The 13,209-nt window shown below is 59.8% G+C and carries 13 protein-coding genes; 2 read left to right on the top strand and 11 right to left on the bottom strand.

Annotated features, from left to right (window positions below):
• Positions 1 to 258 precede the first annotated feature (258 nt).
• The 8 genes from AAY24_RS08125 to metG form a co-directional block, all read right to left on the bottom strand.
• Positions 259 to 1,101, bottom strand: a complete 843-nt coding sequence (locus AAY24_RS08125) for an alpha/beta fold hydrolase (protein ID WP_052761140.1) — start codon at positions 1,099 to 1,101, stop codon at positions 259 to 261.
• Between the two features lie 38 nt (positions 1,102 to 1,139).
• Complete coding sequence (locus AAY24_RS08120; RefSeq protein WP_046859254.1) at positions 1,140 to 1,838, bottom strand: electron transport complex subunit E; 699 nt, start codon at positions 1,836 to 1,838, stop codon at positions 1,140 to 1,142.
• Positions 1,831 to 2,466, bottom strand: coding sequence for an electron transport complex subunit RsxG (gene rsxG / locus AAY24_RS08115; protein WP_046859253.1), 636 nt, complete (start codon positions 2,464 to 2,466; stop codon positions 1,831 to 1,833). The genes AAY24_RS08120 and rsxG overlap by 8 nt, the downstream gene beginning before the upstream one ends.
• Positions 2,459 to 3,502, bottom strand: a complete 1,044-nt coding sequence (gene rsxD / locus AAY24_RS08110) for an electron transport complex subunit RsxD (RefSeq protein WP_046859252.1) — start codon at positions 3,500 to 3,502, stop codon at positions 2,459 to 2,461. The genes rsxG and rsxD overlap by 8 nt, the downstream gene beginning before the upstream one ends.
• Positions 3,503 to 3,505: 3 nt before the next feature.
• On the bottom strand, positions 3,506 to 5,206 hold the full coding sequence (gene rsxC, locus AAY24_RS08105; RefSeq protein WP_046861134.1) for an electron transport complex subunit RsxC: 1,701 nt from the start codon (positions 5,204 to 5,206) through the stop codon (positions 3,506 to 3,508).
• Positions 5,207 to 5,223: 17 nt separating this feature from the next.
• Positions 5,224 to 5,796 (bottom strand): electron transport complex subunit RsxB, encoded by a 573-nt coding sequence (gene rsxB / locus AAY24_RS08100; protein WP_046859251.1) that lies wholly within the window; start codon positions 5,794 to 5,796, stop codon positions 5,224 to 5,226.
• Positions 5,797 to 5,808: 12 nt separating this feature from the next.
• Positions 5,809 to 6,390: an electron transport complex subunit RsxA gene (gene rsxA, locus AAY24_RS08095; RefSeq protein WP_046859250.1), complete on the bottom strand. Its 582-nt coding sequence runs from the start codon at positions 6,388 to 6,390 to the stop codon at positions 5,809 to 5,811.
• Positions 6,391 to 6,679: 289 nt separating this feature from the next.
• Entirely contained in the window at positions 6,680 to 8,719 is a 2,040-nt protein-coding gene (gene metG, locus AAY24_RS08090) for a methionine--tRNA ligase (protein WP_046859249.1), read from the bottom strand.
• A gap of 325 nt (positions 8,720 to 9,044) precedes the next feature.
• On the opposite strand from metG, the gene apbC reads away from it, so the two are divergent.
• Together apbC and AAY24_RS08080 are read left to right on the top strand one after the other, a co-directional pair.
• Positions 9,045 to 10,136: an iron-sulfur cluster carrier protein ApbC gene (gene apbC, locus AAY24_RS08085; RefSeq protein ID WP_046859248.1), complete on the top strand. Its 1,092-nt coding sequence runs from the start codon at positions 9,045 to 9,047 to the stop codon at positions 10,134 to 10,136.
• 88 nt (positions 10,137 to 10,224) lie between these two features.
• Positions 10,225 to 10,746 (top strand): deoxycytidylate deaminase, encoded by a 522-nt coding sequence (locus AAY24_RS08080; RefSeq protein ID WP_063370455.1) that lies wholly within the window; start codon positions 10,225 to 10,227, stop codon positions 10,744 to 10,746.
• 1 nt (position 10,747) lies between these two features.
• Here AAY24_RS08080 and AAY24_RS08075 read toward each other — a convergent pair whose 3' ends face one another.
• From AAY24_RS08075 to purM, 3 genes are read right to left on the bottom strand one after another with little or no spacing between them, the layout of a single operon-like run.
• Positions 10,748 to 11,479 carry a DUF3108 domain-containing protein gene (locus AAY24_RS08075; protein ID WP_199930532.1) on the bottom strand — a complete coding sequence of 244 codons (732 nt, stop codon included), beginning with the start codon at positions 11,477 to 11,479 and terminating at the stop codon, positions 10,748 to 10,750.
• 11 nt (positions 11,480 to 11,490) lie between these two features.
• Entirely contained in the window at positions 11,491 to 12,159 is a 669-nt protein-coding gene (purN, locus tag AAY24_RS08070; RefSeq protein ID WP_046859246.1) for a phosphoribosylglycinamide formyltransferase, read from the bottom strand.
• Positions 12,156 to 13,208, bottom strand: coding sequence for a phosphoribosylformylglycinamidine cyclo-ligase (purM, locus tag AAY24_RS08065; RefSeq protein ID WP_046859245.1), 1,053 nt, complete (start codon positions 13,206 to 13,208; stop codon positions 12,156 to 12,158). Before purM ends, purN begins: the two co-directional genes overlap by 4 nt.
• Position 13,209: the final 1 nt, after the last annotated feature.

The following is a 13,209-nucleotide window of genomic DNA, read 5'->3' as shown; positions in this document are numbered from 1 at the left end:
ACCCGTAAAAGTAACCCAGCCCGGAGGGCTGGTTTCCCCGAGTTAAAAACAGGTTGACCTACTAGAGGAATTTCGCCCGACCTGGCGGCCTGTGACGAGGTACTTTTGGATACAAAAGTACCCACAAGCATTTCCCCGTTCAATCCTGGGATGTCTGTCAGGCTGAATGGAGAGGGGCGCTGCCGTACGTCGTGTCAATCTGCCGGTTGGTCGTCAAATAGGCAAACCAGTGCAGGCGTCCTGCCATGTACGGAATCCCTATTCGCTGAAAAAGCGGCGGACCACCTCCGCTACCGGTTGCGGATTCTCCATGTGCAGATGATGTCCACCGCTCAGTTTGGCGATTTTCAGGTTGGCGATCAGGGTTTCCCGTTGCTGCCAGTTGTAACGGGCCGGAGGGGTGCGTTCCCCGTCCCGGATGAACAGGGTGGGGGCCTGGATACGGGACAGGAATCCCTGGGCTTGCTCCTCGGTGATATAAATGGGCGAGCGGTAACGCAGTCGCGGGTCGGTGCGCCAGAAGATGCCCTCTCTATCGGTGCCGGTGTTTCGCTCCATCAGGCGGCGGGCGGAGGATTCACTCAGGTCTCCGGCCTGCAGACGGGCCCGGATGATCGGTTGCAGCGAGGGGTAATGCCGCTGTTTGGTTGGGTTCCCGTCGAGTAGTTGCCGGGTCGCTTCAGCCAGGTGATCGGCGCAGTTTTCCGGATCCTCTCCCCAGGGACCGAGCCCCTCAATCAGTACCAGGCGTTCCACCCGTTGCGGAAAGCTGGCAGCAATCAGGCTACTGATGGCGGCGCCCATGGAGTGTCCCATGAGGGAGAACTGCTCCCAGCCGATTGCGTCGGCGGCGGCTACCACATCCGCTACGAAATCGACAAAATGGTAGTGTTGTCCGGCTGGTCGGTGGGCCGAGTGGCCGTGGCCCGGCAGATCCAGGGCCAGGATATCCAGGTCCGGCAGCAGGGGCGCGATGGGGTCAAAACTGGCGGCATTATCCAGCCAGCCATGCAGCGCGATGACCGGTCTGCCCCGGCCCTCATGAAAGCGTTTTGCCGCCAGCCTGGTCCAGCGGGTATTGAGGGTTAGCTCCTGCGGCATCTGCTGTCCCCGTGGCGAGATTCAGGCCGGCTGGAATCTCAGGCGGTGTCGGGCGTCATATCGGATTGGGTGTTTGAGACGGCCGCCGGCTCGGTTTTGGTGAGTCGGTTGTCGATGATGTTTTTCAGGGCGATCATCAGGCCCATACCCAGGAAGGCACCGGGCGGCAGGATGGCCAGCAACATGCCCTTGAAATCGCTGCCCAGGCTCAGGGTCCAGCCGCTGGCGATCTCACCGAACATCAGATCCGCCTGGGAAAACAGGGTGCCCATGCCGATCAGCTCCCGCATCGAGCCCAGGGTCACCAGGGCACAGGTGAATCCCAGCCCCATGGCCAGCGCATCCACGATGGAGGGTAGCAGGCGATTCTTAGAGGCAAACGCCTCGGCCCGACCGATGATGGCGCAGTTGGTGACGATCAGCGGAATGAAGATGCCCAGCACGTTGTAGAGATCATGGAACCAGGCGTTCATGCTCAGTTCCACCGCGGTGACAAAAGAGGCGATCACAATCACGAACACCGGCAGTCGCACCTCCTGGCGCACCAGGTTGCGGATCAGGGAGACGGTGGCGTTGGACATCACCAGCACGGCGGTGGTGGCGATACCCAGCCCCAGTCCATTGATCGCGGTACTGGTGACCGCAAGCAGTGGGCAGAGACCCAGCAGGGCCACCAGGGCCTGGTTGTTGTTCCAGAGACCGTCGCGGATCAGTCGGCCATAGTTTATGTCACTCATCTTTGGCTGCCTCGTCGGGTTTCTGAAACAGGGTCTTGCCCTGTTTCTGGTAGTACAGAAGGGTGTTCTTCACACCGTTGACAATTGCCCGGGGCGTGATGGTGGCTCCGGTGAACTGATCGAACTCGCCGCCATCTTTTTTCACTTTCCAGCCGGACAGATCCGGGTTGGTGAGCGATTTCCCTTCGAACGAGAAGATCCAGTCGGAGCGGTTCTCCTCCACCTTGTCACCCAGCCCGGGCGTCTCCTTGTGAGATACCACCCGGACACCGCCGAGTGTGCCGTCAACCTTGACCGCCACCAGCAACTTGATCGGGCCACTGTAACCGTTCGGCACCATGGAGGTGAATACGGCCGCGACCGGTTTGCCCTGTTTGCGCCCCAGGTAGACCAGGGTCTGATCGCCGCCCAGCAGCTGTTTGTCAGACACTACGCGGGTATCGGTGACAATATCGTTGTCGATGGTCTCGGCCGGCACCAGGGCGGTCAGGCTCTGCAGCAGTGCCTCCCGTTCATTGGCGGCGATCTTGTCGGCGGTCAGATTATTGGTCACCGCCACCAGTGCGGTTCCCGCCGTGGCGAACAGGGCCAGCAATATGCCTGCGAGAGAAACCGGATGCCTAATCACGTCCCGCTCCCGGATGGCCGAACGCCCTCGGTTGGGTGTAATAGTCAATGGTGGGCGCCGCCATATTCATCAGCAGCACCGCAAAGGCCACTGCATCGGGGTAGCCACCCCAGGTACGGATAATAAACACCAGCAGGCCGATGCTGGCGCCATACAGCAGCTGTCCCTTGCGGGTGGTGCAGGCGGATACCGGGTCGGTGGCGATAAAGAAGGCTCCCAGCAGGGTGCCACCGGTAAAGATGTGGAACATGCCGAAGGGGTAGGCCTCCTGGTCCAGGAAATGGAACAGCATGGCGATCACCAGCAGGCTGCCCAGCATGGAGACCGGAATATGCCAGCTGATAACCCGTTTGTAGAGCAGGAACAGACCACCCAGCAGGAACCAGTTACCGGCCCACTCCCAACCACGGCCGCCAAAGTCACCCCAGAGTGGCTGGGTCAGGATCTCGCTCAACATCCGGCTCTGATCCAACTGGGTAAACATGGCGTCCAGCGGTGTGGCCATGGTCAGGGTATCCCAGTCGAGCCCGTCCGGAAGGGCACCGGTGAAGATCACACTGGCGCTCTGTAAAAAGGTCAGGGGGTATTCGTTAAGCATGGCCGGTGGCAGCCAGGAGGTCATCTGTACCGGGTAGGAGACCAGCAGCAGCACATAGGCCGCCATGGCCGGATTGAATGGATTGTAGCCAAGGCCGCCGTAGATCTGTTTGACCATCAGGATGGCAAAGGCGACACCGAGGACGGTCAGCCACCAGGGCAGCAGGGGCGGCACCGCCACAGCGAACAGCAAGGCAGTGAGCACGGCGCTGAAATCACCCACCACCGGCAGTACCGGCCGTTTGCGCAGGCGCATGGCAAGCGCCTCACAGGCGACGGCGGTCACGCTGGCCAGCAGCATGTTGATCAAGATGCCCCAGCCGAAAAACCAGATCATGGCGGCCGCACCCGGCATCAGTGCCAGGATGACCAGCAACATGGTCTTCCTGACGCTGTTGGGCCGGTCGCTGTGGGGGGAGGTTATGGTGGTAAAACGCATCGGTTATTCACCCTGCTTTTCAGAGGTCACGGCGTCGGTTTGATTTTCGGTCCGGCGCTGATCCGCCCGATCAATCGCCTTTTGCTGGGAATCGCTGAGGTTGGCCTGGTTTTTGGGAGCGATCCCCTGTTCTGCGAGCTTGGCTTTTTTCTCGGCGGCCCGTTTCAGGGCGGCGGCGATGGCTGCTTTTTTGGGATCTGCCTCAGCACCGGCTACATCGGAGTCCGGCTGTTTTCTAACCGGCTTCTTCAGCGCCTCTTTCTTCTTCCGCAGTTTGGCCTTGCGCTCCGCCTCCAGGCGCTCCTTTCTGGCCAACTGTGCTTCGTGACGCTGACGCGCCCGTTCCGCCGCCCGCTGCTCCTTCTCCTGTGCCCAACTCTCGGTCTTGGCAAAGCGGAAATACTGCACCAGCGGGATATGGGAGGGGCAGACATGGGAGCAGCAACCGCATTCGATACAGTCAAACAGGTTGTACTCCTGCACTTTCTCCAGATCCTTGGCCCGGGCATACCAGTACATCTGTTGGGGCAACAGGTTGGCGGGGCAGGCGTCGGCACAGCGACCGCAGCGGATGCAGGGCAGTGCAGGGCCGGGATCGGGTGCCTCGTGGCTGTCGGCCGCCAGCAGGCAGTTGGTGGCCTTGGTGACCGGTACCTGGTCAGTAGTCAGGGTGAATCCCATCATGGGACCGCCAACGATCAGTTTGGTCACCTGGTCAGTGTAGCCGCCGGCCTGGGCGATCAGGGCCGCTACAGGTGTACCGATCAACGCCTCCAGGTTTCGCGGTTGCCTGACCCCATTACCGGTCACAGTGACATAGCGGGAGATGAGTGGTTTGCCATCGACCACCGCTTCCGCAATGGCGAAGGCGGTTGTCACGTTATGGCACAGCATGCCGATCTTGGCGGGGATACTACCGGAGGGTATCTCCTGGTCGGTCAACACCTTGATCAACTGCTTCTCGCCACCGCTCGGGTAGAGGGTGGGGATGGCGATTACCGAGATCCAGTCGAATCCGGCTTCATTTACCGCCAGCTGGATCTGCTCGATCGCTTTGGGCTTGTTGTCTTCAATGCCAAACAGACAACGCTCCGCACCAACCAGGCGGCGGATGATGTCCACGCCCAGCAGGATCTTCTCCGCCTGGGTCTGCATCAACAGGTCATCACAGGTGATGTAGGGTTCGCACTCCGCACCATTGATGATCAGGGTATGGATCGGGTTTTCCTGCCCTGGTGTCAGCTTTACGCTGGCCGGGAATGCGGCACCGCCCATGCCCACAATGCCCGCATTGCGGATACGTTCCCGCACCAGCGATGGGTCGACCTCCCGGTAGTCGGGCATCGGTTCCAGCTGGTTGCCCCAGGTCTCCTTGCCGTCGGTTTCAATCACCACGCAGTCGGCCCGTAAACCGGAGGGGTGGGGGATCGGCTGGGCTTCGATTGCCACCACAGTGCCGGATGAGGAGGCGTGTACCGGGGCGCTCACGTAGCCCTGTGGTTTGGCCAGCATATCGCCCTTGAGTACATGATCCCCCACCTTGACCAGGGGCTCCGCGCTCTCGCCGATATGCTGTTGCAGGGGGATGATCAGCTGTTTTGGCAGCGCCACCTGCTCCAGCGGTAGTTTGAGTGACTGGCTTTTGTTATCCGGCAGGTGCAACCCGCCATGGAATCGGTAGAGGGTATGCTTCTGCTTTGACACGGAGTGCTGCATATCGTCTAGTTCTCGGGGGCGGTTTCAAGGGTGGCACTGTTGCGGGTGTCCCCCGGGAATGGCCATTTCCAGTTGCTGATGTTGACCTCGATCGGCACCATGTCGATGCACTCCACCGGACAAGGGGGTACACAGAGTTCACAACCGGTGCACTCATCGCGAATCACCGTATGCATGTGTTTGGCGGAACCCAGGATGGCATCAACCGGGCAGGCCTGGATGCAGAGCGTACAACCGATACACTCCTCTTCCCTGATCACCGCGACGGCTTTTGGTTTCTCCTCGGCGGCGGCGCCTTCCAGCGGAACCGGATCTTTGCCCAGCAGATCCGCCAGGGAGATCATGGTGGCTTCGCCACCGGGGGGGCAGGCGTTGATCTCAGCCTCATCGTTTGCCAGTGCCTCAGCGTAGGCGTGGCAACCGGGAAAACCGCACTGGCCGCACTGGGTCTGGGGCAGCAGGGCTTCGATCTTCTCCACGATCGGATCCCCCTCGACGTGGAAGCGGATGGCGGCATAGCCGAGCAGCAGGCCAAAGGCGAGCGCCAGTAGGGCAATGGCGGCAATTGCAATCAGCATCCTGTCATCACCTCAACTGGATACCAGGCCGGAGAAGCCCATGAAGGCGATGGACATCAAGCCGGCGGTGATCATGGCAATGGCGCTGCCCTGGAAAGGCTGTGGTACATCCGATACCGTGACCCGCTCACGCATGGCGGCAAACAGCACCAGCACCAGGGAGAAGCCGGCAGCGGCACCGAAACCGTACAGGCCGGATTCAATAAAACCGTGCTGCTCCTGAACATTGAGCAGGGCCACGCCCAGAACTGCACAGTTGGTGGTGATCAGGGGCAGGAAGATGCCCAACAGTTGATAGAGAATCGGGCTGGTCTTGTGCATCACCATCTCGGTGAACTGCACCAGCACGGCAATGAGCAGGATAAAGGTGATGGTGCGCAGGTACTCCAGTCCCAGGGGTGCCAGCAGGTATTCGTTAGCCAGGTAACTGCAGATGGAAGAGAGAGTCAATACAAAGGTGGTCGCCATACCCATGCCGACCGCCGTCTCCAGTTTTTTGGAAACGCCCATGAAGGGGCACAGGCCAAGAAACTTCACCAGGACGAAGTTGTTGACCAGCACGGTACTGATGAGGATAAGCGCGTACTCTTTCATCTAAAGCGGACCTACTCTATATAAGGAGAGGGATGGTCGATGGTAGTGGTTAACCCTAATGCTAACAACCGACAGTTTGTGTGTGTATAACCTTATAACCATTGGGTATATACGGTGAATGCCTCAAATATTGCCCATTCTGTATGACCGGTCATGCAACATAATATTTGCAGCATATTTTCCGGCTCTCCCATCCCGGCCCCGTTGACCATCATCACCTGCCCACCGGCTGTTGCCGGGAGCAGGTGTCAACAGCCATCAGAAGCACCAGGTCATTGCTGTAATCCGCCTATTTGACCCGCATTCCCGGTTTGGCACCGCTGTCCGGAGACAGGATGAATATCTCTTTACCGCCCGGGCCCGCTGCCAGCACCATGCCTTCCGACACACCGAAGCGCATCTTGCGGGCGGCCAGGTTGGCCACCATGACCGTCAGGCGTCCCTCCAGGTCGGCGGGGTCGTAAGCGGACTTGATGCCGGCGAAGACATTGCGCGTTTCGCCACCCAGATCCAGGGTCAGCTGCAGCAGTTTGTCTGCCCCTTCAACCCGTTCCGCCTTGACGATTTTCGCCACCCGCAGATCGATCTTGGCGAAGTCGGCAAAGTCGATGGTGTCGCTGATCGGATCATCGGCGAGCGGTCCGGCCGGTTGGGTGGCGGCATCCGCCTGTTTTTCCAGATCCTCTTTCGATGCGTTGATGATCGCCTCGATCTGGCTCGGCTCAATGCGGGTCATGAGCGGTTTGAAGGCGGCGATATGGTGATCCAGCAGCGGGTTTTTCAATGACTCCCAGGTCAGTGGATCAACCTGCAGGAAGGCCTCGGAACGCTCCGCGGTAGCCGGTAGAATGGGCCGCAGGTAGCCGATCAGCAGCCGGAACAGGTTGAGCCCCATGGAGCAGACCTGCTGCAGTTCCGCATCGCGCTCCGGCTCCTTGGCGATAATCCAGGGTTTCTGCTCATCGATATACTGGTTGGCCCGATCGGCCAGGGCCATGATCTCCCGCACCGCCCGGCTGAATTCCCGTTTTTCATAATGTCCGGCGATCTGCTCACCGGCCTGGACAAAACTCTGGAACAGGTTCGGGTCGGCCAGTTGCCCGGCCAGCTGGCCGGCAAAACGCTTCTTGATAAAGCCGGCGCAACGGCTGGCGATATTGACCACCTTGCCCACCAGGTCCGAGTTCACCCGGGCCTGGAAATCCTCCAGGCTCAGATCGATATCCTCGATTCCGGCGCCGAGCTTGGCAGCAAAGTAGTAGCGCAGGTACTCGGGATTCAGGTGATCCAGGTAGGTGCGGGCCTTGATGAAGGTGCCCCGCGACTTGGACATTTTCTGGCCGTCCACGGTGAGGAAGCCGTGGGCGAACACCGCGGTCGGGCTGCGGAAGTCGGCGCCATTGAGCATGGCCGGCCAGAACAGGGCGTGGAAATAGATAATATCCTTGCCGATGAAGTGGTACAGCTCCGCATCCGACTCCGGGCCCCAGAACTCGTCGAACTCCAGACCCTCAGTACGATCACACAGGTTCTTGAAGCTGGCCATGTAGCCAATCGGTGCATCCAGCCAGACATAGAAGTACTTACCCGGATGGTCGGGGATCTCGAAACCGAAGTAGGGGGCGTCCCGGGAGATATCCCATTCATGCAGCCCCGCCTCGAACCATTCGCCCAGCTTGTTGGCTACCTCCTCCTGAAGATGACCGTCGCGAATCCAGCCTTTCAGCATGGCTTCAAAGTTGGCCAGTTTGAAGAAGTAGTGTTCGGAGTCCCGCTCCACCGGCGTGGCCCCGGAAACGGCCGACACCGGGTTTTTCAACTCGGCCGGGGAATAGCTGGCGCCGCACACTTCACAGTTGTCACCGTACTGGTCCTGGGCGCCGCATTTGGGGCACTCACCCTTGATGAACCGGTCCGGCAGGAACATCTCCTCGATCGGGTCATAGGCCTGGGTGATGGTTCGGCTGGCGATGTTGCCCTTCTCCTTGTTGCGCTGGTAAATCAGGCTCGCATAGTGCCGATTCTCTTCTGAATGGGTGGAGTGGTAATTGTCGAAACCGACGTTGAAATCGGCGAAATCGGCCTTATGCTCCTGGGCAACCCGGGCGATCAGGGCCTCCGGTTCGATCCCCTCTTTGCGGGCCCGCAGCATGATGGGCGTTCCGTGGGCATCATCGGCACAAACGTAGAGGCACTGGTTACCGCACATTTTCTGGAAGCGAACCCAGATGTCGGTCTGAATGTACTCCACCATGTGACCGATATGGATCGGACCGTTGGCGTAGGGAAGGGCGCTGGTCACTAGTATTTTTCGCGCTGTCTGATTCATGATCTCACGGTTGCGTCCGGGGGAAAGATTTTCGACCGGTGGGGTTGCTGATCTAAAGCCACAGGCACCGGCCCGATAAAACAGGCAATTATCACATAATTAGAGGGATTGCGAAAAGCGATCAACGTCGATGGTCTGACCAGATTTCTGTTAAAAGATTAGTATCCCAGGGGTTTAAAGTAGGTATAAACGACATTTGTCAATCTACCCAGGAGTAAAGACCAAGCGATTTGGTTGGGCATAAGTGTTTTTTAATGTAGAATGTCCGGCTATTCATTACGCAAATCTGCGGCCTCCCGTTGGGGCCATCTCGTAGGAGCATGCAATGGCTGAAGTAACAAAAGAGATGATCGAAGAGGCGATCAAGGGCTACACCGAGCCCCATCTGGATAAAGATCTGGTAAGTGCCAAATTTATCAAGGGCATAGAGATCGACGGCGGCGCGGTAAAGGTGGCTGTTGAGTTGGGTTTCCCGGCAAAAGGTTTCAAAGACGAACTGGCCGACGCGCTGAAAGCGCAGATCGCCGGTGTGGCGGGAGTCTCTTCGGTGGACGTGGATGTCAGCTGGAAAATTACCGCCCATTCGGTACAGAAATCCCTCAAGCCGATTGATAACGTAAAGAACATCATTGCCGTGGCATCCGGCAAGGGTGGGGTGGGTAAATCCACCACCGCCGTCAACCTGGCCCTGGCCCTGGTTGAAGAGGGCGCCACCGTGGGACTGCTGGATGCGGATATCTACGGTCCCTCCCAGCCCCGTATGCTGGGCGTCTCCGGACAGCCGGAATCGAAAGACGGCAAGAGCCTGGAACCGATGGAAAACTACGGCATCCAGGCCATGTCCATCGGCTTCCTGATCGATGAAGAGACCCCCATGATCTGGCGCGGACCCATGGTCACCCAGGCGCTGGAACAGCTCCTGAACGACACCAACTGGTCCGACCTGGACTACCTGATTATCGATCTGCCGCCGGGTACCGGTGATACCCAGCTGACCCTGGCGCAGAAAGTACCTGTATCGGGTGCCGTAGTCGTGACCACGCCGCAGGACATCGCCCTGCTGGATGCCCGCAAAGGCTTCAAGATGTTTGAGAAAGTCGAGGTGCCGGTGCTGGGCATTGTGGAGAACATGAGCATCCACATCTGTTCCAAATGCGGTCACGAGGAACACATCTTCGGTGAAGGCGGCGGTCGCCGCATGGCGGAGCAGTACGGGGTTAACTTCCTGGGTGCCTTGCCACTGGATATCCGTATCCGGGAAGAGACCGATGGCGGCAAACCCACCGTGGCCGCCGATCCGGATGCGCGCATTTCCCAGATCTATCGCGAGATCGCCCGCCGGACCACCGCCAAACTTGCCCTGCAGGCCAAGAGCTACGCAGCCAAGTTCCCCAATATCGTGATTCAGAACAACTGACCGTGAGATGCCGGGTGACGGTTTCGCCGTCACCCGGTGATGCACTTTGTCCCGTGCACATCAACCGATCTTCAATGAGGCCACCTGAATGAGTGTTAAATGGGATACCCGTTTCCTGGGCCTGGCGGCTCATGTCTCCGCCTGGAGCAAGGACCCCTCTTCCCAGGTGGGGGCGGTTATCACCGATGGTAACCGGATTGTTTCGGTCGGTTACAACGGCTTCGCGGCCGGGGTGGAGGATCGCACGGAACGGCTCACTGACCGCAACTGCAAGCTCAATCTCACCATCCATGCCGAAGAGAATGCCATGATCTTCGCCAAGCGGGATCTGACCGGTTGTACTGTCTACGTCACCCATCCCCCCTGTCCGCGCTGTGCTTCCAAGCTGATCCAGGAAGAGGTGGGGCGCATTGTCTGTATCGCTCCGAGCGAGGATTTTCTGTCCCGCTGGGCGGATGATCTGAAACTCTCCCAGGAGATGTACCAGGAGGCCGGGGTGGAGTACAGCAGTTACGATCTGGAGCAGATCAATGTGGATGATGCCCGTATCACGGTGGCGCCGGGTGGTTTTTTCAGATCGGTGATGAGCCGCCTGTTACGGCGCGACTGACTCAGCCGTTGCCATCCTGCCAGGTGACCGAGATCAGTTCCATGATGTAGTTGCCTTCCTTCTCATGCTTGGTGATCTTCACCGGCAGGTAGTTCAGCTCCGGGGCGAACCAGAAGGTGGTGCGGGAGGGACGATCACCCTTGTTGCGCACCAGTTTGATGGCGCTGTATTGGCCCGATTTGGTGTTGACCTGTTCCCGGTCCACTTCCGTATAGCGATAACTTTTCAATAGTCCGCCGTCGGCCACCCGGTATTCCGCCGCCTTGTCGCCACGGCCCACCGCCAGTATCAGGGCCAGTTGCTGGCTGAATTTGTCCTGGGTCCCCTCCGGGATCTGCATTGACCAGGGGGTGCCGGCGATCTGGTTGGCCACCCGTCCCGCGGGCCAGTTGAAGTCCAGGTTTACCTCACGGGTCCGTTTGGGCCGTTTGTGGCTGTACAGGTAGCGGGAGGGGACGACGGCATCATTGACAATCCGACCTTCGCTCTGCTCGGTGATCTCATCCTTGCGAAACAGGGCCGCCAGGCCGACCGGCCAGGTGTAGGCGCGATAGCTGTACTGGCCGTCAGCAGAGAGATCCAGGGTGATTTTGGCTCGACCCACCACCAGGCTGCCCAGGCTGAGCTGATACTCGGCACGGTAAGGTTTGAGTATCTGTCCGGCGGTCGGGGTGGCGATTCCGGGCAGTAGGGCCAGGCAGGTGGCCAGCAACAGTGTGAAGAGGGATCTCATGGGGAGACCGGTCATCCATTGGTTACTTGGTTAAACTCCATTATAACCGGCCCTTGCAGGGCCTGCCCGTCCAGTTCCAGGGTGCCGTCATTGACCCGCAGGCGTCCCTCCGCGATCCAGCGAATGGCCAGGGGGTAGATAAGATGTTCCTGGGTCAGTACCCGGGCGGCCAGCGTCGATTCGTCATCGTCCGGCTCTACCGGCACCCGCACCTGCAGGATAACCGGCCCCCCATCCAACTCCTCGGTCACCAGGTGCACACTGGCGCCGTGGACCGGATCGCCTGCCTCCAGTGCCCGTTGATGGGTGTGCAGGCCGCGGTATTTGGGTAGCAGGGAGGGATGGATGTTCAGCAGGCGTTCCTTATAGTGGTTGACGAAACCGGGGGTCAGGATGCGCATGAAACCGGCCAGTACCACCAGTGCCGGGCTGTAGTCGTCGATCAGCGCCATCAATGCCCGGTCATAACTCTCCCGGTCCGGGTAGTCGGTGTGATCGAGCAGCCGGGCGGGGATCGCAGCCCGCTTGGCCCGTTCCAGTCCGTAGGCGTCAGCCCGGTTACTGATGACCGCGCGGATCTCCACCGGCAGATCCTGGGCGGCAGCGTCGATAATCGCCTGCAGGTTGCTGCCGCTACCGGACACCAGCACCACGATGGGTAGTTTCTGCTGCTCTGTCACGCCGTCAGTTCCACGCTGGGGGCGCCATCGTGGGATTCGATATGGCCCAGTTTCCAGACCGATTCCCCCTGGGCCTGCAGCAGTGCCATGGCCTGCTCGGCATCCTGTTCAGCGACGCAGACCACCATGCCGACGCCGCAGTTGAAGGTGCGCAGCATCTCCGATTCGACCACGTTGCCGGCGTCCTGCAACCACTGGAACACCGCCGGGCGTTGCCAGGAGTTGCTGTCGATCACCGCCCGGGTGCCTTCGGGCAGTACCCGGGGCAGATTCTCCGGCAGGCCGCCGCCGGTGATATGGGCCATGGCGTGGATGTCGATCGACTGGTGCAGCGCCAGCAGGGATTTCACATAGATCCGGGTCGGGGTCAGCAGGGCGCTGCCCAGGGTGGTGTCCCCCAGGGGCTGTTGCAGGTCGGCTTTGGAGACCTCCAGGATCTTGCGGATCAGGGAATAGCCGTTGGAGTGGGGACCGGAGGAGGCGAGTCCCAGCAGCACATCACCCGGCTGGACCCGCTCCGGCTGAATGATACGGGATTTCTCCACAATACCAACGCAGAAGCCGGCCAGGTCGTAGTCACCGGTTTCGTAAATGCCCGGCATCTCCGCGGTCTCACCGCCGGTCAGGGCGGCACCGGATTGCCGACAACCCTCGGCGATGCCCTCGATCACGCTGCTGGCCACCGCCACGTCGAGCTGGCCAGTGGCATAGTAGTCGAGGAAGAACAGCGGTTCGGCGCCGGTGACAATAATGTCATTGACGCACATCGCCACCAGGTCGATGCCGATGGTGTCATGTTTCTGCAGGGCCAGGGCCAGGCGCAGCTTGGTGCCCACCCCGTCGGTCCCGGATACCAGCACCGGTTCCCGGTAGCGGTCCAGCGGCAGTTCAAAGAGCGCCCCGAATCCCCCCAGACCGGTCATGACGCCGGGTCGGAAGGTATTTTTGACAATAGGTTTAATCCGCTCGACCAGGCTGTTTCCGGCGTCGATATCGACACCGGCATCCCGGTAACTCAGGGAGGCGGAATCGGTTTTATTCTGATCCACT

The organism is Sedimenticola thiotaurini, assembly GCF_001007875.1.
Taxonomy (GTDB): Bacteria; Pseudomonadota; Gammaproteobacteria; order Chromatiales; family Chromatiaceae; genus Sedimenticola; species Sedimenticola thiotaurini.
This window is presented reverse-complemented; position numbering and strand designations above follow the sequence as displayed.